This is a genomic window from Streptomyces sp. NPDC060028 (genome assembly GCF_042736725.1).
GTDB lineage: Bacteria > Actinomycetota > Actinomycetes > Streptomycetales > Streptomycetaceae > Streptomyces.
The window spans coordinates 1-25,102 of the sequence record NZ_JBHWVJ010000015.1 but is presented as its reverse complement, the minus strand read 5'-3'; the positions used below and the strand labels follow the sequence as shown (position 1 = coordinate 25,102).

Sequence of the window (25,102 nt, the reverse complement as noted above, 5' to 3'; positions counted from 1 at the left end):
ACCAGTCGGTATGCCGTCCAGAGTGCGGGCCGAAAGAAACACTTCCGACCCGACCCGACCCGACCCGACCCGACCCGACGCGACGCGCTCCGCCAAGACGGAGACGACCTAGGCGTGGCAGAGGATCGGCGTCCCGCCGTTCATCACCGTCATGTCCCGCAGCACCGTCAGGATGTCCAGCGGCGCGCCCTCCGGCTCCCCGGCCAGCTCCGCGTACGCCCGGTGGAGGTTGGCCACCAGCCGCTCGCTCTCCCGCCAGGCGGCGAACTCGCCGAGGTCGGCCTGCTGCGCCACCTCCAGCGCGCTCTGCCCCTTCGCGCGGCCCTCCCGGGCGAGTTCGGCCACGTACCGCAGATAGCGCTCCGTGGACTCGTACGCCGAGGGGTCGGTCAGCGGCCCGTGCCCCGGTACGACGGTTTCCGCGCCGAGCGAGCGCAGCAGCTCCAGCGCCCGCAGCGACCCGGCCAGCGAGCCCATCGCGAGGAACGGCGTGCCCTCGGCGAACACCAGGTCCCCGGTGAACACGACCCCCTGGCGCGGCAGCCACACGACCGAGTCCCCGGTGGTGTGGGCCACGCCGGGGTGGATGACCCGCACCTCCGTCTCGCCGACGTGCAAGGTCATCCGGTCGCTGTAGGTGAGGGTGGGGGTCGTTATCTCTATCGCGCCGAAGTCGGTGGCGGGCCAGATCATCTCCAGCTGGTGCCCGGCGGTGAGCTGCTCGGTCCGCGCGTTGTCGTGCCCGAGGATCAGCGCCTCCGGGGCGAAGACGCCGTTGCCGTAGGTGTGGTCGCCGTGGTGGTGGGTGTTGACCACGGTGCGGGGCAGCGCCGCCCCGTCGGCGACAACCGCCTCGCGCAGCGCCAGCGCCCGCCGCTGGGTGGCGGCGGTGTCGACGAGCAGCGTTTGCCCTCCGTCGCTCACGAAGCCGGCGTTGTTGAGGCACCAGCCGCCGTCCGGCTGGACGTAGGCGTAGACCCCGTCCGCGGGCTGGACGAGGTACGGGTCGTCGATGGGCATCTGCGCTCTCCCCGGGTCGCTTTGACAGGTGATCAGCATCCTGCCAGTCGCGGCGACGCCGGGGGAGGGAGGGGCGGTCGAGCGGAGCCTGCTCGGCCAGTCGGCCAGTCGGCCAGTCGGCCAGGCGGCCAGGCGGTCAGGCGGTCAGCCGAGCGATCGGTCAGTGGTCGTCGTAGTGCCCGTCGTGCGCCGCGTGCCGGTGCCCGTCGTGCGCGTAGTCGACGTGGTCGCCGTGCCGGACCGCCTCGTGTCCGCAGTCCGGGCCGTGCGCGTGCTCGTGGCCTTCGTGGGCGGTGTGCCCTTGAGGCTCGCACTCGTCCCAGTGCCCCGAGTGCTCGCGGTGCAGATGGCCGTCGTGCGCGTAGTCGACGTGATCGCCGTGCTCGACCGGGGCGTGTCCGCAGTCCGGGCCGTGCGCGTGCTCGTGCGTGGGGTGTTCGTGGTGCAAGGTCGTCATGGCGCCGAGGCTAGTGCGGATTGCCCCATATCGCCCGTTGTGTCCCCACCGTGTTCCGGCCGTGTCGCTCAGACGATGACCGTCACCGCGGCCATCGCCAACGCCACCGTGCACGCCACCGCCGCCAGGGCCGCCCGCGGCGCCAGTGCCGGGGGCCGGTCGGCCGCCAGCGCCCGCATCCGCCGGTGCGCCACCCCCAGGAAGGCCAGCCAGAGCAGGGCGATGCCCGCCGCCCCGATGAGCTCCACCGCGGAACCGGACCCGTGCAGCACCTGCCGCAGCGCCAGTACGGCCGTGACGGCACAGGAGAGCGTCGTACGCCGCCACGCGAGCCGGGTCCGCTCCGGCTGCAGTCCGGCATCGCGGTGCGCCGTGCCGGAAGGGGTCACCGGCCCGTCGTCCAGCCCAGCAGCACGACCACCATCATCGCCACCGCGACCAGCCCCACCCCCAGGCTCAGCACCACCGGGAACCGGGACAGCGGCAGGTCCTCGCCCCGCCGCATCGCCCGTTCGCACTGCACCCAGTGGTTCACCGCCCGCAGCGCACTGGCCGCGCCCACCGCGAGCAGCGCGAGGGCCATCGAGACCCGCACCCCCCACCGCAGGTCCGGCAGGAACTGGTCCACCGCGAAACCGCCGCCCACCAGGGCGAGCGCGGTCCGGATCCAGGCCAGGAAGGTCCGCTCGTTGGCCAGCGAGAAACGGTAGTCGGGGGTATCGCCCTCGTCCCGCACCCTCTGCGGTGCGAACCAGAGCCGCACGTCCTTGACGAAGTCGATCACCCGGACAATCTACTGGCGGGACTCCAGGAACGCTTGCAGCCGCCGGTGGGCCTCCAACCCGTCGGGCACCCACGTCCACTGCCCGTCGGCCGCCCGCCGCTCCAGCTCATCGGCGCGGAGCCAGTCGTGCCACGCCACCTCCGAGGCCTGCGGGTGGACCGGAAGCTCGCAGCGCACCTCGTGGACGTACGACCACCAGGCCCCGCCCGGGCCCTCGTACAGGAACTTGAAGAGCGGCTCCGGCTGCGCCAGCCCCGTCACCCCCAGCTCCTCCTCGGCCTCCCGCAGCGCGGCCTGCGCGTAGTCCTCCCCGGCGCCCAGCACCCCGCCCACGAACATGTCGTAGTGCGAGGGGAAGACCAGCTTCGAGGCCGTCCTGCGATGCACGAAGATCCGTCCGGCGGCGTCCCTGACCCGCACGAACACGCACCGGTGGATCAGCCCGCGCGCGTACACCTCGCCCCGCGGCGCCTGACCCGTCACCCGGTCGTCCCGGTCCACCACGTCCAGTACTTCATCAGCGGCACTCACGCGGTCCATCCAACCACCCCTGTTGACGGGTTACCGGTCCGTAGCCAAGGATCGCCCCACCACCGACGGAGGACGGGTTTCGCATGACGTACGACGCAGACGTGATCGTGATCGGGGCGGGGCTCGCGGGCCTCGTGGCCACCGCCGAGCTCGTCGACGCCGGCCGCAAGGTCATCCTGCTCGACCAGGAGCCCGAGCAGTCCATCGGAGGCCAGGCGCACTGGTCCTTCGGCGGCCTGTTCTTCGTCGACTCGCCCGAACAGCGCCGGATGCGGATCAAGGACAGCCACGCCCTCGCCCTCCAGGACTGGCAGGGCACGGCCGGCTTCGACCGCGCCGAGGACGCCTGGCCGCGCCGCTGGGCCGAGGCGTACGTCGACTTCGCGGCGGGCGAGAAGCGCCCCTGGCTGCACGCCCAGGGCGTCCGCTTCTTCCCCGTCGTCGGCTGGGCCGAGCGCGGCGGCTACGACGCGAACGGCCACGGCAACTCCGTACCCCGTTTCCACATCACCTGGGGCACCGGCCCCGGCCTGGTGGAGCCCTTCGAACGGCGCGTCCGCGCCGGCGTGGCCCGCGGCCTGGTCCAGCTGCGCTTCCGCCACCGGGTCACCGGACTCTCCCGTACGGCCGGCGCGGTGGACACGGTCACGGGCGAGATCCTGGAGCCCTCCGACGCCGTACGGGGAACCGCGAGCGGCCGCGAGAGCGCCGGGGCCTTCTCCCTGCGGGCCCAGGCCGTGATCGTGACCAGCGGCGGCATCGGCGGCAACCACGACCTCGTGCGCAGCCAGTGGCCGGCCCGGCTCGGCACCCCGCCGCAGCGGATGCTCTCCGGGGTCCCGGCGCACGTCGACGGCCTGATGCTGGGCGTCGCCGAGGCGGCGGGCGCCAGCCACATCAACAAGGACCGGATGTGGCACTACACCGAGGGCATCGAGAACTGGAACCCGATCTGGGCCAGGCACGGCATCCGCATCCTGCCCGGCCCTTCGTCGCTCTGGCTGGACGCGACCGGCCGACGGCTGCCCGTACCGCTCTTCCCGGGCTTCGACACCCTCGGCACCCTCGACCACATCATGAAGACCGGCCACGACCACACCTGGTTCGTCCTCAACCAGCGCATCATCGGCAAGGAGTTCGGCCTCTCCGGCTCCGAGCAGAATCCGGACCTCACCGGCAAGTCGGTCCGCGACGTCATCGACCGCGCACGGCAGGCCGTACCGGGCCCGGTGAAGGCCTTCATGGACAACGGCGCGGACTTCGTCGTCGAGCGGGACCTGTCCACACTCGTCCGCCGGATGAACGAGATCACCAAGGAGGACCTGCTCGACGAGGAGACGGTGCGCCGGGAGATCGTGTCCCGGGACCGGGAGATCGCCAATCCGTTCACCAAGGACCTCCAGGTGACGGCGATCCACGGCGCCCGCAAGTACCTCGGCGACCGGCTGATCCGCACCGCGGCCCCGCACCGGATCCTGGACCCCAAGGCCGGCCCGCTGATAGCGGTGCGGCTCTCGATCCTGACCCGCAAGTCTTTGGGCGGGCTGGAGACCGACCTGTCCTCGCGTGTCCTGGCCGCGGACGGCGAGCCGCTGCCCGGTGTGTACGCGGCGGGCGAGGCGGCCGGCTTCGGCGGCGGCGGCGTGCACGGCTACCGGGCCCTGGAAGGCACCTTCCTCGGCGGCTGCATCTTCTCGGGCCGGGCGGCCGGGCGCGCGGCGGCGAAGGCGGTCGGCTGACGGTACGCGGTGTCCGCGCGGGCGGCCCCCGCGGGCGGGACCCCCACGACCGGGGGCCGCCCGCCGGGGGCCGCCCGTTCACCGGCTCCGGGCAGCGTCTCGCCTCCACCACCTCGTCGCGCCGCGGTCCGGCGAACCGGAACAACCCACTCAACTCGGCACCTCGCCGGACCAGTTGAAACGCGCCACCCGGTGGACTGGACCTTGACTCGGAGCAGTGCCTACCGCTTTGCTGTGCGTGATCATTCGGCCACACCGTCCAATCGCCCGCGTCCTGGAGGGAATTCCGCGGATGTCCCCGCCTCCGCCGCCTCTCGGCCGCGCCCGCAAGCGGGACGCCCAGCTCTTCGACTCGGCCCTCTGCGACAGCGAACTGGTCGACGTGCGAAGCCAGTTCGCCCAGGGCCGGTGGGCCAAGGCCCGCTCCCTCCTCGTCGCCACCGGCGACGACTGGGACCGCCGCGGCCACCGCCTCGTCGTCCTCGCCGAAACCCCCGCCGCCACCGCCTGGGCCCGCGAGTGGCTGCTCGCCGAGCCCGAGAGCGCCGACGCCACGACCCTCCTCGCCTGCGCGGCCGTCTTCACCGCCCTGCGCCGCAAGGGCACGCCCGAGGCCGCCGAGGAGGCCTGCCGCCGGGCCGCCGCCCTCTTCCCCGCCGACCCCACGCCCTGGCTGGGCCTGCTCCTGCTCACCCGCGCCTTCGGCACCGAGGAGGAGTTCAGCCGCCACTTCGACCAGGTCCGGGCCCGCCACCGGGAGCACCACCACGCCCACCACCTGATGGTCGCCAAGCTCGCCGAACGCACCCCCGCCACCGGACACGACCCGCTCCACGAGGTGTACGACTTCGCCGCCTGGGCCGCCGAGGAGTCCCCGGCCGACTCCCCGCTCGCCGTACTGCCCGTCATCGCCCACGCCGAGCGCTACCGGGTGCTCGCCGGCAAGTACGGCTCCGACACCAGCGCCGGCGCCGTGGCCCACTGGTCGGGCCGCCGCGCCCGCCAGGTACTGCGCTCCGCCTTCGACTGGTGGCTGGAGTGGGAGCGCGAGGACCACCCCCGCAACCGGGTGGACCTCAACTTCCTCGCCCACGCCAAGCTCTGCGAGGGCCGCCCCGCCGAGGCGGCCGCGCTCTTCCACCGCATCGGGAGCCACGCGACCCCGGCCCCCTGGTCCTATCCGGACCTCGATCCCCACAAGGCCTTCCTCGCCGCGCGCAGTGTCGCGCTCGGCACCGCCTGAGCCTTCGCCCCCGAAACCCCCGACACCGAAGGCTCGCAGACCCCCGAAAGGACACCCGCCATGGCGACGGGCAGATCCACCACGCTCCACGACGCGGCCGAGATACGCACGTACAAGGGCCAGGACCGTGCCCTGCGGGCCGACCGCCTCGGCACCGCCGGCCTGCTGCTCTCCGTACTCGCCGCCAGTGCCCCCCTGATGGTGGTCGCGGGGGTCATGCCCACGACCTTCGGTGTCATGGGAGTCGTCGGCCAGCCGCTGCTGTTCGTCATCCTCGGAGCCGTCCTCGCGCTCTTCAGCATCGGCTACGCCGAGATGAGCCGGCACGTGCACAACGCCGGCGCCTTCTACGCGTACATCGCCCGCGGCCTCGGCCCCACCGCGGGCGCCGGCGCCTCGCTCGTCGCCCTCGTCGCGTACAGCGCCATGCAGGTCGGCGTCTACGGCATCCTCGGCTTCGAGATCTCCGGGCTCTTCGCCACCTACCTCGACATCGAACTCGCCTGGTGGATACCGGCCCTGCTCGCGGTCGCCGCCACCGGAGCCCTCGGCTGGCTCAAGATCGACCTCAATGCCAAGGTCCTCGGAGTCCTCCTCCTCATCGAGTGCGCCCTCGTCGTCATCTTCGACGCCGCCGCCCTCGGCAAGCCCGCCGCCGAAGGCCTCTCGCTGCACGCCTTCAACCCCGAGACCCTCAGCGGAGCCGGGCTCGGCACCGCCCTGTGCTTCTGCATCGCCGCCTTCGTCGGCTTCGAGCAGTCCCCCGTCTACGCCGAGGAGACCAGCAAGCCGCACATCGTCGTCTCGCGCGTCATGTTCCTCGCCGTCGGCTTCGTCGCCCTCTTCTTCGCGGTCAGCGCCTGGGCCCTGACGGTCGCCACCGGCCCCGGCGAGGTGGTCAAGGCCTCCGCCGAAGCCGGCCCCGGCCTGCTCTTCCAGCTCACCGAAGACCGCCTCGGCACCGCCTTCACCGACGCCCTGCACGTCCTGTTCGTGACCGGCATGTTCGCCGCGATGCTCAGCTTCCACAACGTCGTCGCCCGCTACGCCTTCGCCATGGGCCGCGAGGGCCTGCTCCCCGCCACCTTCGGCCGTACCAACGCCGGCACCGGCGCCCCCGGCACCGGCTCCCTCCTGCAGACCGTCATCGCCGCCGTCGTCGTCATCGCCTTCGCCGTCACCGACGACAAGCCCGCCGGCGACCCCACCGCCCCGGTCCTGCACCTGTTCACCTGGATGGGCAGCGTCGGCGCCCTCGGCGTGACCCTCCTCATGGCCACCGCCTCCTTCGCCGTCATCGCCTTCTTCGTCCGCCGCGGCACCGCCGGCGCCCAGGTCTGGCGGCTGATCGCGGCCGGCGCCGCCGGCCTCGCCCTCCTCGCCATCGCCGTCTACACCGTCCGCGACTTCGGCGTCCTGGTCGGCGCCGGGGACGGCTCCGCACTCAGCTGGGTGCTGCCCGGCATCATCGGCGCCGCCGTCGTGATCGGCCTGCTGTACGGGGCCCTGCTGCGCAGCCGCCGCCCCGAGGTGCACGCCCGCATCGGCCTGGGCAACGAGGCCTTCCGCCTCGACCAGGCGGCGGAGGCCGCACCGCACGACTAGCTAGCGGATCGCCTCGCATTCCAGGCCCTGCGAAGCCCCCGACGACCGTTTCCAAGGTCGTCGGGGGCTTCGGCGCACATGGGGAGGATTTTGGCGGGTAGCGGAGCCTCATGGTCTCCTGGGGCGACAAAAACATCGGACCGCGGCACAGGGGACACCACCCAGCTCCCCTGCGCGGCGCTCCCGACCTGCCTGTCCGACCCCCACGAAGGCGAAGTCATAGATGAGTGACCGCACCTTGACCGAGGCCCCCGCCCCGGCGTCGCCCCGCCATGTCGACGCCGGTGACGAGGGCTACAGCAAGGACCTGAAGTCCCGCCACATCAACATGATCGCGATCGGCGGAGCGATAGGCACCGGCCTGTTCCTCGGCGCGGGCGGTCGCCTCGCCGGCGCGGGCCCCTCCCTCGCCATCGCCTACGCGGTGTGCGGGATCTTCGCCTTCTTCGTGGTCCGGGCCCTCGGCGAGCTCGTCCTCTACCGCCCCTCCTCAGGAGCCTTCGTCTCCTACGCCCGCGAGTTCATGGGGGAGAAGGGCGCCTACACGGCCGGCTGGCTCTACTTCCTCAACTGGTCCACGACCACCGTCGCCGACATCACCGCCGCGGCGACCTACGCCCACTTCTGGTCGATGTTCACCGACGTCCCCCAGTGGGTCCTCGCGTTCATCGCCCTCGCCATCGTCCTCACCGCCAACCTGATCTCGGTGAAGTACTTCGGCGAGATGGAGTTCTGGTTCTCCCTGGTCAAGGTCGCCGCCCTGACGATCTTCCTGCTCGTCGGCATCTACCTCGTCGCCACCAGCCACGAGATCGACGGCCACACCCCGGGCCTGTCCTCCATCACCGACAACGGCGGCATCTTCCCCGTCGGCATGCTCCCGATGCTGCTCGTCATCCAGGGCGTGGTCTTCGCGTACGCCTCCGTCGAGCTGTGCGGCGTCGCCGCCGGCGAGACCGAGAACCCCGAGAAGATCATGCCCAAGGCGATCAACTCGATCATGTGGCGCGTCGGCATCTTCTACGTCGGCTCGGTGATCCTGCTCGCGCTGCTGCTCCCGTACACCGCGTACACGGACGGCCAGAGCCCCTTCGTCACCGTCTTCGACAAGCTGGGCATCCCCGGCGCCGCCGGGATCATGAACCTGGTCGTCCTGACCGCGGCCCTCTCCAGCCTGAACTCCGGCCTCTACTCCACCGGCCGCATCCTGCGCTCGATGGCCATGTCCGGATCCGCCCCCAGGTTCACCGCCCGCATGAACAAGGGCAAGGTCCCCTACGGCGGCGTCCTGTTCACCGCCGCCTTCGGCCTGGCCGGCGTCGCCCTGAACAAGTTCATGCCGTCCGAGGCCTTCGAGATCGTCCTGAACTTCGCCTCCCTCGGCATCCTCGGCACCTGGGCGATGGTCATGATCTGCTCGCTCTTCTTCTGGCGCCGCGCCCGCGAGGGCAAGGTCGAGCGTCCCTCCTACCGCCTGCCCTGGGCCCCGTACACCCAGCTCGTGACGCTGGCCTTCCTGGTCACGGTCCTGGTCCTGATGTGGTGCGACGGCGGAGTCGGCCGCACCACCGTCATGTGCGTCCCGGTCATCGGCGCCGCCCTGGTCGGCGGCTGGTACCTGGTCCGCCGCCGGGTCGCCGAACTCGCCGCGTCCCGCGACTGACGCCGTCAGGGACCCGCGGTGCCCCGCGGGTCCGGTACGAAGGAGTCCAGCGCGGCGTCGAAGTGGCCGCGCGCGTCGGCGGCCCGGCCGACCGGCGCCGACACCCACACGTCGTACAGGACCCCGTCCTGCTCCCAGCACACGTCGAAGGTGTGCCGGGCACCCTCGGCGCGGGTGAAGCCGTCCCAGGTGAACTCCCACAGAGCGGCCGGCAGCCCGTCGTGCGTCGTCGGGACGACCTTGCCCTCCCGGTACCCCGGATTGCTCTGCGCGCCGTGCCGGTCGGCGAGCCGCATCGACGCGAGCGGGCCGCCAGCCGGCGCCGGGGCCGTCTTGATACCGATCCGCACGGACTCGTCCGGCGACGCGTAGAACACCCGCTGGTCGTCGGTGGTGCGCCGGAACCCGGCCGGTACGGCGAGGCTGAAGCCCTGCGCGTCGGACACGACCTGGTACCCGGCGGGCGCCGGACGCACCGACCTGGCGGGCGGGCCCGACGGGGACGCCGACGCCGACGCCGACGGAGACGGGGCAGGGGAGAGGCCGGCGGCGCCCGCCGTCACACCTGACCCCTTCCCCCTCCCCGCGGCCCCGTCGTCGCCGAGCAGCGCGGTCGCCGTCACCGTGCCGGCGACCGCCACGGCGACCAGCGCCGCCACCAGCCCCGCGCGCAGCGCCGTCCGCCGCCGCCCGGACCCCGGGGGCAGCGGCCCGCCCGGCCGGGTGGCCCGCTCGGTCGGCGTGTACACCGCGGCCGCCACCGCCGCCACTGCCGCCGCCGACCCGTCGTCCTCGCCCGCCGCGCAGGCCGCCAGCAGCCGCGCCGCCTCCGCCGCGCCCAGCCGCCGCTCCGGATCCCGTTCCAGCAGACCGCGGACGACCGGAGCCAGCGGCCCCAGCCCGTCCGGCGGGTGGATCTCGCCGAACGCCACGGCGTGCAGGACACCACCGACCGAATCGCGGTGGAACGGCGACTTGCCCGTCACCGCCGCACACAGCAGCACGCCGAGCGACCACAGATCGGCCGCGGGCCCGGCCTCCTCGCCCCGCAACCGCTCGGGCGCCGTGTACTCGGGCGAGCCCACGAACGCCCCGGTCTCACTGATGGTCGTCGCCCCGGCCAGCCGGGCGATCCCGAAGTCGGTCAGCACGACCCGGCCCGTGCCCGCCTCCAGCAGGACATTGGCGGGCTTCACGTCCCGGTGCAGCACACCGCGACCGTGCGCCGCGCTCAGCGCACCGAGCAGCGCGAGCCCGAGCCGGGCCGTCTCGACGGGGTTCAGCGGCCCCGCACCGGCGAGCCGGTCGGCCAGCGAGCCGCCGTCGACGAGCTCCATGACGATGTAGGGGACGCCCTCGTGCTCCACGACGTCGTGCACGACCACGACGTGCGGATGCCTGATCTGCGCGACGACCCGCGCCTCCCGCAGGGCGCCCGTGGCCTGCGTACCGGCGTCGACGTGGAGCTCCTTGGCAGCCACCTGCCGCCCGAGCAGCTCGTCCTCGGCCCGCCAGACGGTCCCCATGCCGCCCCGGCCCAGCCGCTCCCGAAGCCGGTAACGGCCACCGATCACCGTGCTGTTGCCCGGCCCGTCCTGCGCCACGCTCTTTCCCCCCGTCCGCCGGTCACGGCCATGATGCCGTACCCGGCGCGCGGTACGCCGCGGTCCCCCAACGCAAAGAACCCCACCGAAGTGGGGTCCTTCACTCTGTGTCCGAGGGGGGACTTGAACCCCCACGCCCGATAAAGGGCACTAGCACCTCAAGCTAGCGCGTCTGCCATTCCGCCACCCGGACAAGGTGTCTGTCTCGCGTCCCTCGCGGGCCGTTCCGACGTGGAAAACATTACCAAACATTCCGAGGTCCTCGATCACACCCCCCGACGGCCGGGGATCGCCCTTGGGGAGAGCGGCCCGGGGCGGGAGGATGGGAGGCAGTTCGGTACTGATCAGTGGGAGGAAGCAGCGTGAGCGAGTCGAGCGCGGGCAAGACCGTCTCCGGCGAGGACGAGGTCGTCGACCTCTGCCGGGACCTCATCCGGATCGACACCAGCAACTACGGCGACCACTCCGGCCCCGGCGAGCGCAAGGCGGCCGAGTGGGTCGCCGAGCAGCTCGCGGAGGTCGGGCTGGAGCCCCGGATCTTCGAGTCGCACAAGGGGCGCGCCTCGACCGTCGCGCGCATCGAGGGCGAGGACCCGTCGCGGCCCGCGCTCCTGATCCACGGGCACACCGACGTGGTTCCGGCCAATGCCGCCGACTGGACCTACGACCCGTTCGCGGGCGAGATCGCCGACGGCTGCGTGTGGGGCCGCGGCGCCGTCGACATGAAGGACATGGACGCGATGACGCTGGCCGTCGTACGCGACCGCATGCGCAGCGGGCGCAAGCCTCCGCGGGACATCGTGCTGGCCTTCCTCGCCGACGAGGAGGCGGGAGGCGTCTACGGCGCCCGGCACCTCGTCGACAAGCACCCCGGGCTCTTCGAGGGGGTCACGGAGGCGATCGGCGAGGTCGGCGGCTTCTCCTTCACGGTCAACGAGAACCTGCGGCTCTACCTGGTGGAGACCGCGCAGAAGGGCATGCACTGGATGCGGCTCACGGTGGAGGGCACCGCGGGCCACGGCTCCATGACCAACAACGACAACGCCATCACGGAGCTGTGCGAGGCCGTCGGGCGCCTCGGCCGCCACCAATGGCCGGTGCGCGTGACCAAGACCGTACGGTCCTTCCTCGACGAACTCTCGGACGCGCTCGGAACCCCGCTCGACCCCGACAACATGGACGCGACGCTCGCCAAGCTCGGCGGCATCGCCAAGATGGTCGGCGCGACGCTGCGCAATTCGGCCGCCCCGACCATGCTCGGCGCCGGCTACAAGGTCAACGTCATCCCCGGCCAGGCCACCGCCCACGTCGACGGCCGTTTCCTGCCGGGCTACGAGGACGAGTTCTTCGCCGACCTCGACCGGATCCTCGGCCCGCGCGTGAAGCGGGAGGACGTGCACGGGGACAAGGCCCTGGAGACGGACTTCGACGGCAGGCTCGTGGACGCCATGCAGGGCGCCCTGCGGGCCGAGGACCCGATCGCCCGCGCGGTCCCCTACATGCTCTCGGGCGGTACGGACGCGAAGTCCTTCGACGACCTCGGGATCCGCTGCTTCGGCTTCGCGCCGCTGCAGCTGCCGCCGGAGCTGGACTTCGCCGGGATGTTCCACGGCGTGGACGAGCGGGTGCCGGTCGACGGGCTCAAGTTCGGCGTGCGGGTGCTCGACCGATTCATCGACAACGCCTAACGCCGGGAAATCGCAGAGGTGTGCGCAAACCACTGAGAAGAGTGAATGCGCTCATACGCTCGTAGCCCTGGTGAACCCTCCTCGTTACAGGTGGTGCGGTCCGCGGCTGGGACCGCACTTGCCTACTAGGAGGAACAATGCTCAAGAAGGTTGTCGCCGCTGCGGCTGCCACCGGTGGTCTGGTTCTCGCGGGTGCGGGTCTGGCCGTCGCCGACGCGGGTGCCCAGGGTGCGGCCATCGGCTCCCCCGGTGTCCTGTCCGGCAACGTCGTCCAGGTCCCGGTTCACATTCCCGTGAACGTCTGCGGTAACACGGTCAACGTGATCGCCCTGCTGAACCCGGCTTTCGGCAACACCTGCGTCAACGCCTGACGCATCTGAAGTTCTCGGCCCCGGAGCGCATCCCAGCGCTCCGGGGCTGCCGGGCTTTTACGGCCCGGCGCTGATCTTTCGGCGTGCGCGGCGGGGGAGCCTGTACGGCCGGTGCGTCGACCACACGTACACACCAGGGGACGAAGTACAGATGCGACGACAGGTACAGGTCACCACCAGGAAGACCTTGATCACCGTGGCGGCCGCGGGAGGTCTTCTCGCGTTCGGCGGGGGCTACGCACACGCGGACTCCACCGCGTCCGGTCATGCCGCGAACTCGCCCGGACTGCTGTCCGGGAACAACGCCCAGGCGCCCGTGGACACACCGGTGAACGTCTGCGGCAACACCGTCACGGTGGTGGGGGCCCTCAACCCGGCCTTCGGCAACCACTGTTCCAACGACTCGGGCACGCACGGGCACGGGCACCAAGGCCACCCCGGCAACCCCGGTACGCCGGGCAACCCGGGCCACCCCGGATACCCCGGACATCCAGGCCACCCCGGAAACCCGGACGAGCCGTGCGACGAGGACGAGCCCGGCCACCCCGGGAACCCGGGCACCCCCGGCCACCCCGGTACGCCGGGCCACCCCGGGAATCCGGGTACGCCGGGCCACCCCGGAACTCCCGGCCAGCCGGGGAACCCCGGTACGCCGGGGAACCCCGGACACCCCGGGAACCCGGGAACTCCCGGCCAGCCGGGCAACCCGGGCACGCCCGGCACTCCGGGCCAGCCCGGCACCCCTGGTAACCCCGGCACTCCGGGCCAGCCCGGCAGTCCCGGTACGCCCACCGCCCCCGGCACAGGGGTCGGCACCGGTTCCGTGACGCCCATCGGCACGCACCCCGGCCGGCAGGTCGGCCCCGGGACCGGCGGGCTCGCCGCCACCGGCGCGGGCGACGTCCTCTCCGCCGGCGTACCGCTGGCCGGAGGCATGCTGCTGGCAGGCGCCGTGCTCTACCGCCGGGCGCGCAACGCGGCCTGACGGCGGTACCCGTGACATGACGTGACGCGGGCCCCGGCACCCCCGGGCCCGCGTCACCAGGTCGCGCGGACCTGGCGGATGATCCGGCGGCGCAGTCGTACCCGGCGACTGCCGTCCCGAAGCAGCGTCAGCCGGTCGAGCTCCCAAAGCCCGTACTCGGCATGATCGGTCAACAGGCGGGTCGTGTCCTGGCGAGGAACCCCGCGGGGCACGTACAGGTCGACAAATTCGTATTCCGGCATCGCATCTATTGTGCGGGCAGCGCCCTGCTACGGATAGCGTCTGCACTATGTCTGATGCCGCTCTGCCCACTGTTGCCGAGGTACGCGCCGCCGCCGAGGCGGTCAAGGCCGCGCTCGACCGTCACCTCGCCGCGGTCGAGAGCAGGATCGGGGACGAGGATCCGGCCGTCTACGCCGCGTTCAACGAACTCGCCGCCGCGGCCGAGGAGTACGACGAACTCCTCTACGACCGGTACGACGAGGTCACCCCGTTCGAGATCCCCACGCCCGAGGACGGGGTCCCGTACACCGGTCCCGCCGAGCCCGCCGCCTTCAGCGTCCTCGTCCGCCGCGATTACTCCGTCGTCGAACCGGCGCGGCTGATCGCCCAGGCCGAGCGCGTCGCCGCGCACGACCGGGACGCCGACCTCGACCACGACGGGGGCACCGCCGGTGCGCTCGGCGTGCTGTTCGGGGAGTACGAGCCGGACGAGATCGCTTCCCGCGCCAAGGACTTCGGTCTGGAAGAGGGCGACTCCACCCTCTGGATCGCGGCGTCGGAGGAGATCGCGGAACCGGGGGAGTGGCTGGGCTCACCCTTCGGGCACACCGATCCGCAGGACGTCCTGCACCGGTTCGACGTCAGCTCCGTCTTCGACGACGAGGCCGACGAATTCGACGAAGAGGCAGACGAAGAGCCGGACGAAGAGGCAGACGAAGAGCCGGACGGCGCGAGCGCCGAGCCGGGTCTGACGCCCGCCTGACCCACCGCGGCCCCCGTCCCGGAAGGGGGACGGGGGCCGCGGCCTGCTCACTCCTGCCCGGCGGCCGACTCCCGGGCCGAGGCCGCCAGCGCCCGCAGCAGACCCGCCAGCCGGGTCGTACGGGGCTTCGGCAGCACCTCCGCGACCGCGTGCGGCAGCGCCTGGTCCACACCGTGCACCACCGACAGGTGCCGCTCGGCGCGGCCGAAGGCCGTGTACACCCAGTCCCGGGACAGCGCGGGCGCCGCGTCACCGGGCAGTACGACGACCACCGCGGGCCAGCGCGCCCCGACGGCCTGATGCGCCGTCACCGCCCAGCCGCGGCGCACCTCGGCCTCCACCCGCTCCTTCGGTACGGTGACCCGCCCGCCCGCGGTGTCCAGGTGCAACCCCTGCGCGTCCGCCGACACCACACGGGCCGCCAGCGCGCGCCCGGGCGAGGGCACGTGGACCACGCGGTCCCCGGGATCGAAGCCGCCGAACCGGCCGGGGCCCGGGTTCAGCCGTTCCTTGAGGGCGGCGTTGAGCGCGCGGGTGCCCGCGGAGCCGCCGTGGCCCGGGGTGATCACCTGCACGCTGTCGGCCGGGATCCCGAAGGCGCGCGGCACCGACTCGGCCACCAGCTGCACGGTGCGGTGGACGGCCTCGCCGGCGTCGCGCACCGGGACGATGACGACCTCCTTGCCGGGGGCGTCGACCTGGTTCAGCTCACCGATCCCGACCCCGGAGACCAGCTCGCCGAGCGGGCCGGGGTCCGGAGTGCGGGAGACCACCTGGGGGCAGGCGCGGGCGGCCAGCACATCGGCGAACACCCGTCCCGGCCCGGCGGAGCCGAGCACCCCCGGGTCGCCGGACAGCACCAGCCGGGCCCCGTCGGGGACCGATTCCACCAGCGCGGCGGCGGTCTCCACGTCCAGCTGGGGGGCGTCCAGGACCACGAGCAGGTCCAGCTCGAACTGCCCGTCCGCGTCACGCCCGGGGCCCTCGGTCCCGGCGAGCAGACCGGCCACGGTGACGGCACCGGCGGCCGGGGCCGGGGCGGGCGCGGGCGCGGCGGGCGCATGCGTGGCCAGGCAGGCGCGCAGGCCGAACTGACGGGCGGCGGCCAGCAGGGCCAGCGGTTCGGCGCGGGCCGCCTCGCCGCCTGTGTGGGCGACCAGGCCGTGCCGGGCGGCGGCGCGGATCAGCTCGGCGCCCGGGCCGGTGGCGGCCTCGTCCCAGTCCGCCGGATCCGTGAACGTGTTGGCCAGCCGGGCCAGGCCGTCGGCCAGGCTCTCCTCGGCCATCGCGGATCCCTCCAGGCCGACGAGCACCCGTACGGGCTGCTCCTCACCCTCCGCGGCGGGCTCGCCCAGCGGCTCGTGGAACACCAGCACCGCGCCGTCGCCCACGGCCGCCTCCAGGGCCTCGGCGGGGTCCGGTACGCCGTACTGCGCGAGGGCGGCCTCCAGGGTCGGGGCCTCCAGGGCGGTGTGCCCCTTGGCGGCGGCCTGGGCCAGCAGCCAGCCCACCAGGGCGGTGGCCCGGCGCTCGTCCCCGGGACCGGCCTCGGCGCCGAGCAGGGCCCGCGCGAAGCCGTCCGCCTGGGTCGGGCGGACGGCGGGGACGGCGAGCAGCCGCCAGGGGTCCTCCGCGAGCTGCCCGGCGGCGTCGACGCCGAGGGCCGCGGCGGTCGGCTCCGCGAGGGCCTCGGGGGCGCCGCCGCGCGCCAGTACGGCGCGGACGTCTTGGACGGAGTCGGCGGAGGGCGCGAGCGCGGGCGCCGGAGCGGGCGACGGGGTGCGGGGCGGCGGGGGAGCCGGGGCCGCCTTGCGCGGCGCGGCCGGGGCCTCGTCGAAGTACACGGCGGGGGGCTTGGCCCCGCTCTCCACGGCCCGTACGGCGGCCAGCAGGTCGGCGGCCGTGCCGCTGAGCTTGCCGCCGGCCTCGACGGGCGCCTCGCGCTCCGCCTTCCTGCGGGCGATCCGCTCGCGCTCGACCTTCTGTGCGGCCAGCTCGGCCGCCGCCTCGCTCAGCGCGGGCGCCGCGGGCTCGCCTTCGGCGGCGCCCTCCGCCGGGGGCTCGGCCCCGCCGGTGGCGTCCGCCGCCGCGGGTTCGCCTTCGGCGGTGTCCTCCGGCGCGGGTTCCGTCCCGGGCTCGGGGGTGGGCCCTGCGGGGCTTTCCCCCACCCCGCCCCTTCCCGAAACCGGGGGCTGCGCCCCCGGACCCCCTTCGCCGCCGGCCCGCTCCCGGGCTCCGCCCGCACCGCCCCCGCCCGCGGCCTCCCCGGCTTCGCCCGGCGCGCCCGCGCCTGCGGCCTCCCCGGCTTCGTCCGCGTCCGCGGCCTCCGTGGCTTCGCCCGAGCTCATCCCGCCTGTGGCGGCCTCGGCTTCGCCCGGCGCGCCCGCGCCTGCGGTAACCGCCTCGGCTTCGGACGGGCCGTCGGCGGCCGCGAGGGTCGCCTCGGTGGGGGCGGCGGCGGGGTCCGTGGTCACAGGGTGCTCCAGTCCTGGTCGGGGTAGCGGTGCACGGGCGCCGAAACGTCGTCCAGCGCCTGGCAGATCTCCTCCGGAAGACTAAGCGCCTCCACCGACAGCGCCGACGCGAGCTGCGCCGCCGTCCGCGCCCCGACGATCGGGGCGCTCACGCCCGGCCGGTCGCGGACCCAGGCCAGGGCCACCTGGAGCGGGGTCACGGCCAGGCCGTGCGCGGCCGTCGCCACCGCGTCCACGATGAGGCTCGCCGCCTCGTCCAGATACGGGTCCACGAAGGCCCCGAGGGTCTGCGACGCGGCCCGCGAGTCGGCCGGGATGCCGTCCCGGTACTTGCCCGTCAGGACGCCCCGGCCCAACGGGGAGGAGGGGAGGAGCCCGACGCCCAGGTCCAGGGCCGCGGGCAGCACCTCCCGCTCGACCCCGCGCTGGAGGAGGGAGTACTCCATCTGCGTGGAGGCGAGCCGGGTCCGTACCCCCGGCGCCGCGAGCTGCCAGGTCGCCGCCTTCGCCAGCTGCCAGCCGCAGAACTCCGCCACCCCCGCGTACCGGGCCCGGCCGCTGCTCACCGCCAGGTCCAGCGCCTGGAGGGTCTCCTCCAGCGGGATCGCCGGGTCGAAGGCGTGCACCTGCCACAGGTCCACGTGGTCCGTGCCCAGCCGGGCCAGGGAGTCGTCGAGCGCCGCGAGCAGGTGCCCGCGCGAGCCGTCGACGCGGCGGTGCGGATCCGGGACGCTGCCCGCCTTGGTCGCGATGACCAGGTCCCGGCGCGGCACCAGCCCGCCGATCAGCCGGCCCAGGAGGTACTCCGCCTCCCCGCCCCCGTACACGTCCGCGGTGTCGACGAGCGTTCCGCCCGCCTCCCAGAACGTCTTCAACTGCTCGGCGGCTTCCGCCTCGTCGGGCCCTTCCCCGGATCGGCCCCAGGTCAGCGTGCCGAGGCCGATCCGGGACACGCGCAGTCCGGTGCGGCCGAGATGCCTCTGCTCCATGAGGGCTGAGACTACTGGGGCGCTGACGCGGGGCGGCGGGGCGCGCTACAGTCCACCGCAGACCTACGTTACTGACCGGTAAAGCGCACACCGTAAGGGGACGAAACATGCGGCTCGGCATCAATCTCGGCTACTGGGGTGCGGGCATGGACGCCGACAACCTCGCCGTCGCCCAGGAGGCCGACCGCCTCGGCTACGACGTCTGCTGGGCCGCGGAGGCGTACGGCTCGGACGCGCCCACGGTGCTCGCCTGGGTCGCCGCCCAGACCGAGCGCATCGACGTGGGCTCGGCGATCATGCAGATCCCGGCCCGTCAGCCCGCGATGACCGCCATGACGGCCGCCACCCTCGACTCGCTCACCAAGGGCCGCTTCCGCCTCGGCCTCGGCGTCTCGGGGCCGCAGGTCTCCGAGGGCTGGTACGGCGTGAAGTTCGACAAGCCCCTCGCGCGGACCCGCGAGTACGTGGAGATCGTCCGCAGGGCGATGAGCCGCGAGCGCCTCTCGTACGAGGGCGAGCACTGGACCCTGCCGCTGCCCGGCGGCCCGGGCAAGCCGCTCAAGCTGACCGTGCACCCGGAGCGCGAGCACATCCCGCTCTACATCGCGGCCATCGGGCCGAAGAACCTGGAGCAGACCGGCGAGATCGCCGACGGCGCGCTGCTGATCTTCCCGGCGGCCGAGCACCTGGAGGAGACGGCCCTGCGGCACATCCGCGCGGGCCGCGAGAAGGCCGGGCTGACGATGGACGGCTTCGACGTCTGCCCGACCGTGCCGCTGGCCCTCGGCGAGGACGTGGCCGGGCTCGCGGACATGTTCCGCCCGTACACCGCCCTGTACGTCGGCGGCATGGGCAGCCGCAAGCAGAACTTCTACAACCAGCTCGCCCAGCGCATGGGCTACGAGAAGGAAGCCGCCGAGATCCAGGACAAGTACCTGGCGGGCGACAAGCAGGGCGCGGCCGCCGCGATCCCGCACTCGCTGATCGACTCCACCACCCTGCTCGGCCCGGTGGAGCGGATCGCCGACGGGATGCGGGCCTACGCGGAGGCCGGGGTCACCACCCTGACGCTGGCCCCGGCCGGCTTCACCCTGGAGGAGCGGGTCGCCGCGCTGCGCGCCGGGACCCGGGCCATGGAGATCGCGGGACTGGCGTAGTTCCCGGCGTTCTCACGGGGCGCCGTGCGCCTGCGGCCGTGGTGGGGGCTCGGGGGGTCTTCCCCGCCACGGCCGACACCGCCAACAACGCGCCGGGCGGTCCCCGGGTTACGCGCCGGGGGCCGTCTCCCGGCTTCGTTCATTCGGACGAGTCGTGCGACCCCTCGGTTGCCCGCCCCGGCCACCGGCGTTTGACTCGGTGCATGCTCTCTGCCCGCAGCCTGTTCCAGGAGATCGTCGACCACGACGCCTCCTTCCAGCTGTTCTGCTCGATCGCCGCCAGCGGGGAGTCCCAGGGCGGCTGGGAGAACGCCCGCATCGCCGCCCTGGTGCCCGACGGCATGCGCGATCTCGCGCCCAAGATCACCCGGCACGGTGCCGACGAGGACAAGCACGGCCGGATCTTCAACGCCCTGCTGCGCAAGCGGGGCCTGCCGCCCGTCCCGGTCCCGCCCGAGACCGACTACACGATGCTGCTGGAGCGGCGCGGCATCGGCCTCGCGCACGAGAAGCTCCGTCGCGAGCAGGCCCTGACCGAGGAGGACATCGTCGTCTACCTCGCGCACAGCCGGGTCACCGAGCAGCGTGCCGCCGACCAGATGGTCATGCTGGTCAAGTACTTCGGCGACCACCCCGAGGTCGGCAGGGCCGTCCGTATGATCAGCAACGACGAGGACAACCACCTCGCCTACTGCCACGAGGAGTTGCTGCGCCTCGCCCGCGAGGGACACGGCCCCGCCATCCAGCGGGTCCTGCGCGAGAGCGCCCTCGTCGAGATCTCCGTCTACCGCGACGTCAGCCTCGCCGTCATGGGCCACATGGGCCGGCTGCTGCGCTGGCCCGCGCCGAAGGCGGCCGCGCTCGCCGCCGGGATCCGCGGGATGTACGCGTACGAGCGGTTCAGCGGCTGGCACCGGATGATCGGCCTGCGCACGCCGGAGCGGCGAAACGCCCTGGGCGGCGCCGCGGCGACCGCGCCCGAGTTCGCCTGAGGCCGACCCGACCGACCCGACCGACCCGACCCGCGGGGCTACAGCCAGCCGCGGCGCTTGAACAGCCGGTGCAGGCCCAGGCACAGCGCGGCCATCAGCACGACCACCGCCGGGTAGCCCCAGCCCTGCCTGAGCTCCGGCATGTGCTCGAAGTTCATCCCGTAGATCCCCGCGACCATCGTGGGGACCGCCGCCATCGCCGCCCACGCCGAGATCTTGCGCATGTCGTCGTTCTGCCGGACGCCCATCTGCGCCAGGTGCGCGGCCAGCGCGTCCGAGAGCAGCCGGTCCAGGCCCTCGATGTACTCGTTCGCCTTCGTCAGGTGGTCGGCGACGTCGCGGAAGAACGGCTGGGAGTGCTCGTGCACGAAGGGCACGGTCCCGGAGGCCAGCCGGTCCATCGGCTGCAGCAGCGGACTGGTGGCCCGGCGGAACTCCAGGACCTGCCGCTTGAACCCGTAGATCCGCGCGGCGGTGTTCTTGGTGTCCGCGGTGTTCGGTGCGAAGACCTCCGCTTCCAGCTCCTCCAGGTCGGCCTGGAGCTCGGCGGCCACCTCGATGTAGTGGTCCACCACCGCGTCGGACACCGCGTACAGAACCGCCGTCGGGCCGTGCTTGAGCACGTCGGGCTCCTGCTCCAGCCTGCGGCGTACGGCGGCCAGCGCGGCCCCCTCGCCGTGCCGGACGGTGACCACGAAGGAGTCGCCGATGAACACCATCAGCTCGCCCGCGGTGACCGTGTCCGTGTCGTCGTCGTACATCACCGGCTTGAGGACCACGAAGAGCGAGTCGTCGTACACCTCCAGCTTCGGGCGCTGGTGCGCGGTCAGCGCGTCCTCCACCGCCAGCTGGTGCAGGCCGAATTCCTGGCTGACGTGCTCGAATTCCTTCTCCGTCGGCTCGTGCATGCCGACCCACAGGAAGGCGTCACCGGTCGCCCGGGCCTCGTCGAGGGCGTCGGAGAAGTCCCCGGGAGCCTCGGAGCGGCGGCCGTTTCGGTACATCGCGCAGTCGACAATCACGCGGGGCATTCTCCCCCGCCCGCGGGCCGCCCGCACACCTGCGTCACCGCATACGCTTGCGCCATGGCCACGCTGATCCTCGTACGACACGGGCGTTCCACCGCCAACACCGCAGGGCTGCTCGCCGGATGGACCCCCGGAGTCGCCCTCGACGAGCGCGGCAACGAGCAGGCCGCGGAGCTGCCCGCACGCCTCGCCGCAGTGCCGCTCGCCGCCGTCGTCAGCAGCCCGCTCCAGCGCTGCCGGGAGACCATGGCCCCGCTGCTGGCCGCCCGCCCGGAGCTCGCGGCGCACACCGACGAGCGGATCGGCGAGTGCCACTACGGCGACTGGTCGGGCCGCAAACTTTCCGAGCTCTCCGAAGAACCCCTCATGAAGATCGTCCAGCAGCACCCGTCGGCCGCGACCTTCCCCGGAGGCGAGTCCATGCGGGCCATGCAGGCGCGCGCGGTGGACTGCGTACGGGACTGGAACGCACGGATCGAGGAGGAACACGGCGCCGACGCCGTCTTCCTGGTGTGCTCGCACGGGGACATCATCAAGTCCCTTGTCGCCGACGCCCTCGGCATGCACCTGGACCTCTTCCAGCGCGTCCACGTCGAGCCCTGCTCGGTCACCGCGATCCGCTACACGCCGACCCGGCCGTTCCTGCTCCGGCTCGGCGACACCGGGGACTTCGGATCGTTCGCGCCGCGCGAACACCCCGCCGCACCCGGCGCCGCCTCGGACAAAGAGACCGAAGGCACCGGGAACGCCGTGGTGGGAGGCGGCGCGGGCGCGGTGTGATCGAACGGCGCAGTAGGGTGGACGGGCCAACACAAGGGCGCAGCCTGCCCCTGCCTCCCCCAGACTTCGTCCGGGGGCACCCCCGAGCTTGGAGACTGGACGTGCCCCGTCAGGTGTTCCTCTACGACCCCCCGGACCGCTTCGTGGCCGGGACGGTCGGTCTGCCCGGGCGCCGTACGTTCTTCCTGCAGGCCTCCTCCGGTCCCCGGGTCACCAGCGTCTCCCTGGAGAAGACCCAGGTCGCAGCGCTCGCCGAGCGGATGGACGAGCTGCTGGACGAGGTCGTGCGGCGCACCGGCGGCAATGCCCCGGTCCCGGCCATGGCCCCCGCCGAGGCCGCCGACACCGCGCCCCTGGACGTCCCCGTCGAGGAGGAGTTCCGCGTCGGCACCATGGCCCTGGCCTGGGACGGCGACGAGCAGCGCATGATCGTCGAGGCGCAGGCCCTGGTGGAGCTCGACGCCGACTCGGACGAGGACCTCGCCGAGGCGGAGGAGCGGCTGCTCCAGGACGAGGAGAACGGCCCGCCGATGCTGCGGGTCCGCCTCAGCGGCGCCCAGGCCCGGGCCTTCGCCAAGCGGGCCCTGGACGTGGTCAACGCGGGCCGGCCGCCGTGCCCGCTGTGCAGCCTGCCGCTGGACCCCGAGGGGCACGTCTGCCCGCGCCAGAACGGCTACCGGCGCCAGGCGTGAGCGCCACGGGGGAGCTTGAGGAACTGCTCGCCAAGGGCGAGCTGACCGTCGTCGGCCGGATCCGCGAGGCGTCCAACGCCGTACTGCTGTGCACCGTCGCGTACGAGGGCGTGAGCGCCGACTGCGTGTACAAGCCGGTCAAGGGCGAGCGGCCGCTGTGGGACTTCCCCGACGGGAACCTCGCCCAGCGCGAGGTCGCCGCCTACCTGATCTCCGAGGCGACGGGGTGGGGGCTGGTCCCGCCGACCGTGCTGCGCGACGGGCCGTACGGCGAGGGCATGGTCCAGCAGTGGATCGAGTCGGGCGGGCCCGGTGAGCCGGACGCCACCGCCGGATCCGACGAAGACGCCGGGTCCGACGAAGACGCCGGGTCCGACGAAGACGCCGGGTCCGACGGAGCCGGCGGGTCCCCCCAGGCGGAGCTGCTCGCACTCGTGGACGGCGAGGAGGCGGGCGAGGGCTGGAAGCCGATCGCCTTCGCCGAGGTGGGGGAGGGCCGCACCGCCCTGCTCGTCCACGCCGACGACCCCAGGCTGCGCCGGCTCGCCGTCCTCGACGCCGTGATCAACAACGGCGACCGCAAGGGCGGCCACCTGCTGCCCGCGCCCGACGGCCGGCTCTACGCCATCGACCACGGAGTGACCTTCCACACCGAGGACAAGCTGCGCACCCTGCTGTGGGGCTGGGCGGGGGAGCCGCTGACCGACGAGGCCCGCGAGGTGCTGGCCGCCTTGGCGGCCCGGCTGGCCGACGGGGAGCCCCTGGCCACCCGGCTGGGTGAACTGATCACCCCGGTCGAGCTGGGCGCCGTACGGGGCCGTGTGGCCCGGCTGAGGGCCTTGGGCGTGCATCCCCAGCCGTCCGGTCAGTGGCCCGCGATCCCCTGGCCACCGGTCTGAACCAGCCATGAGCGGCTCGCACAGAACCGGCCAGATCGCAAGAGTGCGGATCAGGCCAACAGTGCAGGTCCGGTTCGTTTGATGAACACGCGTCCGGTTACGCTCGAGACATGCATGCCTGGCCCGCTTCTGAGGTCCCCGCCCTGCCTGGCAAGGGCCGCGACCTCCAGATCCACGACTCCGCGACCCAAGGGACGATCACCCTCGCCCCCGGTCCCGTCGCCCGTATCTACGTCTGCGGAATCACCCCGTACGACGCGACCCACATCGGTCACGCGGCGACCTACAACGCGTTCGACCTCGTGCAGCGCGTGTGGCTCGACACCAAGCGGCAGATCCACTACGTCCAGAACGTGACGGACGTCGACGACCCCCTCCTGGAGCGTGCGCTGCGCGACAACCAGGACTGGACCGAGCTCGCCGAACGCGAGACGGCCCTCTTCCGCGAGGACATGACCGCCCTGCGGATGCTGCCCCCGCAGCACTACATCGGAGCCGTCGAGGCCATACCGGGCATCGTGCCGCTGGTGGAGCGGCTGCGGGACGCGGGCGCGGCGTACGACCTCGACGGCGACGTCTACTTCTCGGTGGAGTCCGACCCGCACTTCGGCGGCGTCTCCCACCTCGACGCCGAGGCGATGCGCCTGCTGTCGGCGGAGCGCGGCGGCGACCCCGAGCGCCCGGGCAAGAAGAACCCGCTCGACCCGATGCTGTGGATGGCCGCCCGCGAGGGCGAGCCGAGCTGGGACGGCGCCTCGCTGGGGCGCGGCCGGCCCGGCTGGCACATCGAGTGCGTGGCCATCGCCCTGGACCACCTGGGCATGGGCTTCGACATCCAGGGCGGCGGCTCGGACCTGGCGTTCCCGCACCACGAGATGGGCGCCTCGCACGCGCAGGCACTGACGGGCGAGTTCCCGATGGCCAAGGCGTACGTGCACGCGGGCATGGTCGCCCTGCACGGCGAGAAGATGTCGAAGTCCAAGGGCAACCTGGTCTTCGTGTCCGCCCTGCGGCGCGCGGGTGTCGACCCGGCGGCGATCCGCCTCGCGCTGCTCTCCCACCACTACCGCGCCGACTGGGAGTGGACGGACGACGTCCTCGCCGAGGCGCAGGCCCGCCTGGAGCGGTGGCGTGCGGCCGTGTCCCGCCCGGACGGCGTGCCGGCGGACGCCCTGGTCGAGGAGGTCCGTGAGGCCCTCTCCCGCGACCTGGACGCCCCTGCCGCGCTGGCTGCCGTGGACCGCTGGGTCGAACTCCAGCTTGCCTCGGACGCGGACCCGGACGTGAAGGCGGACGACGAGTCGGCCCCGGGCCTGGTCTCCCGCACGGTGGACGCCCTGCTGGGCGTGGCGCTGTAAACGCTCCACCCGTACATTGAGAACGCCTGAGGGGCCGCGCATGCGCGGCCCCTCAGGC

Annotated in this window: 24 protein-coding genes and 1 tRNA gene; 14 read left to right on the top strand and 11 right to left on the bottom strand. The window is 73.1% G+C overall.

The annotated features are described in order from the left end of the window. Window positions 1-108: 108 nt before the first annotated feature. From ACFWBF_RS10615 to ACFWBF_RS10595, 5 genes are all read right to left on the bottom strand, one after another. Window positions 109-1,020, bottom strand: a complete 912-nt coding sequence (locus ACFWBF_RS10615; protein WP_385598335.1) for an MBL fold metallo-hydrolase — start codon at window positions 1,018-1,020, stop codon at window positions 109-111. 160 nt (window positions 1,021-1,180) lie between these two features. Next, window positions 1,181-1,477 carry a hypothetical protein gene (locus tag ACFWBF_RS10610; RefSeq protein ID WP_385224034.1) on the bottom strand — a complete coding sequence of 99 codons (297 nt, stop codon included), beginning with the start codon at window positions 1,475-1,477 and terminating at the stop codon, window positions 1,181-1,183. A 68-nt stretch (window positions 1,478-1,545) separates the two neighbouring features. Beyond that, window positions 1,546-1,866 carry a DUF202 domain-containing protein gene (locus ACFWBF_RS10605; protein ID WP_385598332.1) on the bottom strand — a complete coding sequence of 107 codons (321 nt, stop codon included), beginning with the start codon at window positions 1,864-1,866 and terminating at the stop codon, window positions 1,546-1,548. After that, the gene (locus ACFWBF_RS10600) at window positions 1,863-2,261 is read right to left on the bottom strand and encodes a YidH family protein (RefSeq protein ID WP_385598329.1); all 399 of its coding nucleotides are present in this window, start codon (window positions 2,259-2,261) and stop codon (window positions 1,863-1,865) included. The genes ACFWBF_RS10605 and ACFWBF_RS10600 overlap by 4 nt, the downstream gene beginning before the upstream one ends. Window positions 2,262-2,270: 9 nt before the next feature. Continuing rightward, complete coding sequence (locus ACFWBF_RS10595) at window positions 2,271-2,801, bottom strand: NUDIX hydrolase (protein ID WP_385598326.1); 531 nt, start codon at window positions 2,799-2,801, stop codon at window positions 2,271-2,273. A 74-nt stretch (window positions 2,802-2,875) separates the two neighbouring features. On the opposite strand from ACFWBF_RS10595, the gene ACFWBF_RS10590 reads away from it, so the two are divergent. From ACFWBF_RS10590 to ACFWBF_RS10575, 4 genes are all read left to right on the top strand, one after another. Beyond that, window positions 2,876-4,531, top strand: coding sequence for an FAD-binding dehydrogenase (locus tag ACFWBF_RS10590; RefSeq protein WP_385598323.1), 1,656 nt, complete (start codon window positions 2,876-2,878; stop codon window positions 4,529-4,531). A 292-nt stretch (window positions 4,532-4,823) separates the two neighbouring features. Beyond that, window positions 4,824-5,774: a hypothetical protein gene (locus ACFWBF_RS10585; RefSeq protein ID WP_385598321.1), complete on the top strand. Its 951-nt coding sequence runs from the start codon at window positions 4,824-4,826 to the stop codon at window positions 5,772-5,774. 60 nt (window positions 5,775-5,834) lie between these two features. After that, on the top strand, window positions 5,835-7,379 hold the full coding sequence (locus ACFWBF_RS10580; protein WP_385598318.1) for an APC family permease: 1,545 nt from the start codon (window positions 5,835-5,837) through the stop codon (window positions 7,377-7,379). Window positions 7,380-7,602: 223 nt separating this feature from the next. Next, window positions 7,603-9,042: an amino acid permease gene (locus ACFWBF_RS10575; RefSeq protein ID WP_385598314.1), complete on the top strand. Its 1,440-nt coding sequence runs from the start codon at window positions 7,603-7,605 to the stop codon at window positions 9,040-9,042. Between the two features lie 5 nt (window positions 9,043-9,047). Here ACFWBF_RS10575 and ACFWBF_RS10570 read toward each other — a convergent pair whose 3' ends face one another. Next, on the bottom strand, window positions 9,048-10,568 hold the full coding sequence (locus ACFWBF_RS10570; RefSeq protein ID WP_385598536.1) for a protein kinase: 1,521 nt from the start codon (window positions 10,566-10,568) through the stop codon (window positions 9,048-9,050). 186 nt (window positions 10,569-10,754) lie between these two features. Continuing rightward, a tRNA-Leu gene (locus ACFWBF_RS10565) sits at window positions 10,755-10,839 on the bottom strand. A 169-nt stretch (window positions 10,840-11,008) separates the two neighbouring features. On the opposite strand from ACFWBF_RS10565, the gene ACFWBF_RS10560 reads away from it, so the two are divergent. The 3 genes from ACFWBF_RS10560 (at window position 11,009) to ACFWBF_RS10550 (ending at window position 13,690) form a co-directional block, all read left to right on the top strand. Beyond that, window positions 11,009-12,334, top strand: a complete 1,326-nt coding sequence (locus ACFWBF_RS10560; protein ID WP_385598312.1) for a M20/M25/M40 family metallo-hydrolase — start codon at window positions 11,009-11,011, stop codon at window positions 12,332-12,334. Window positions 12,335-12,471: 137 nt separating this feature from the next. Next, the gene (gene chpH, locus ACFWBF_RS10555; RefSeq protein ID WP_385598309.1) at window positions 12,472-12,705 is read left to right on the top strand and encodes a chaplin ChpH; all 234 of its coding nucleotides are present in this window, start codon (window positions 12,472-12,474) and stop codon (window positions 12,703-12,705) included. Between the two features lie 151 nt (window positions 12,706-12,856). Beyond that, the gene (locus ACFWBF_RS10550; protein ID WP_385598306.1) at window positions 12,857-13,690 is read left to right on the top strand and encodes a chaplin family protein; all 834 of its coding nucleotides are present in this window, start codon (window positions 12,857-12,859) and stop codon (window positions 13,688-13,690) included. Window positions 13,691-13,743: 53 nt separating this feature from the next. On the opposite strand, the gene ACFWBF_RS10545 is transcribed toward ACFWBF_RS10550, so the two are convergent. After that, complete coding sequence (locus tag ACFWBF_RS10545; RefSeq protein ID WP_385598303.1) at window positions 13,744-13,932, bottom strand: DUF5703 family protein; 189 nt, start codon at window positions 13,930-13,932, stop codon at window positions 13,744-13,746. A 47-nt stretch (window positions 13,933-13,979) separates the two neighbouring features. Between ACFWBF_RS10545 and ACFWBF_RS10540 the strand changes: the two genes are divergently transcribed. Next, window positions 13,980-14,675 carry a hypothetical protein gene (locus ACFWBF_RS10540; protein ID WP_385598300.1) on the top strand — a complete coding sequence of 232 codons (696 nt, stop codon included), beginning with the start codon at window positions 13,980-13,982 and terminating at the stop codon, window positions 14,673-14,675. A 47-nt stretch (window positions 14,676-14,722) separates the two neighbouring features. Here the strand turns inward: ACFWBF_RS10540 and ACFWBF_RS10535 are convergent, their stop codons facing one another. Next, window positions 14,723-17,023, bottom strand: coding sequence for an ATP-binding domain-containing protein (locus ACFWBF_RS10535; RefSeq protein WP_385598533.1), 2,301 nt, complete (start codon window positions 17,021-17,023; stop codon window positions 14,723-14,725). A gap of 122 nt (window positions 17,024-17,145) precedes the next feature. After that, window positions 17,146-18,138, bottom strand: coding sequence for an aldo/keto reductase (locus ACFWBF_RS10530; RefSeq protein ID WP_385598298.1), 993 nt, complete (start codon window positions 18,136-18,138; stop codon window positions 17,146-17,148). A gap of 107 nt (window positions 18,139-18,245) precedes the next feature. On the opposite strand from ACFWBF_RS10530, the gene ACFWBF_RS10525 reads away from it, so the two are divergent. Beyond that, entirely contained in the window at window positions 18,246-19,295 is a 1,050-nt protein-coding gene (locus tag ACFWBF_RS10525; protein WP_385598295.1) for an LLM class F420-dependent oxidoreductase, read from the top strand. Window positions 19,296-19,498: 203 nt separating this feature from the next. Beyond that, window positions 19,499-20,287, top strand: coding sequence for a ferritin-like domain-containing protein (locus ACFWBF_RS10520; protein ID WP_385598292.1), 789 nt, complete (start codon window positions 19,499-19,501; stop codon window positions 20,285-20,287). 38 nt (window positions 20,288-20,325) lie between these two features. On the opposite strand, the gene corA is transcribed toward ACFWBF_RS10520, so the two are convergent. After that, the gene (corA, locus tag ACFWBF_RS10515) at window positions 20,326-21,318 is read right to left on the bottom strand and encodes a magnesium/cobalt transporter CorA (protein WP_385598289.1); all 993 of its coding nucleotides are present in this window, start codon (window positions 21,316-21,318) and stop codon (window positions 20,326-20,328) included. A gap of 54 nt (window positions 21,319-21,372) precedes the next feature. Here corA and ACFWBF_RS10510 point away from each other — a divergent pair, with 54 nt between their 5' ends. The 4 genes from ACFWBF_RS10510 (at window position 21,373) to mshC (ending at window position 25,044) form a co-directional block, all read left to right on the top strand. Next, entirely contained in the window at window positions 21,373-22,095 is a 723-nt protein-coding gene (locus ACFWBF_RS10510; protein ID WP_385598286.1) for a histidine phosphatase family protein, read from the top strand. A gap of 101 nt (window positions 22,096-22,196) precedes the next feature. After that, window positions 22,197-22,787: a DUF3090 domain-containing protein gene (locus ACFWBF_RS10505; protein WP_385598284.1), complete on the top strand. Its 591-nt coding sequence runs from the start codon at window positions 22,197-22,199 to the stop codon at window positions 22,785-22,787. Then, complete coding sequence (locus ACFWBF_RS10500) at window positions 22,751-23,686, top strand: SCO1664 family protein (protein WP_385598530.1); 936 nt, start codon at window positions 22,751-22,753, stop codon at window positions 23,684-23,686. The genes ACFWBF_RS10505 and ACFWBF_RS10500 overlap by 37 nt, the downstream gene beginning before the upstream one ends. A gap of 110 nt (window positions 23,687-23,796) precedes the next feature. Next, entirely contained in the window at window positions 23,797-25,044 is a 1,248-nt protein-coding gene (mshC, locus tag ACFWBF_RS10495) for a cysteine--1-D-myo-inosityl 2-amino-2-deoxy-alpha-D-glucopyranoside ligase (RefSeq protein ID WP_385598281.1), read from the top strand. Window positions 25,045-25,102: the final 58 nt, after the last annotated feature.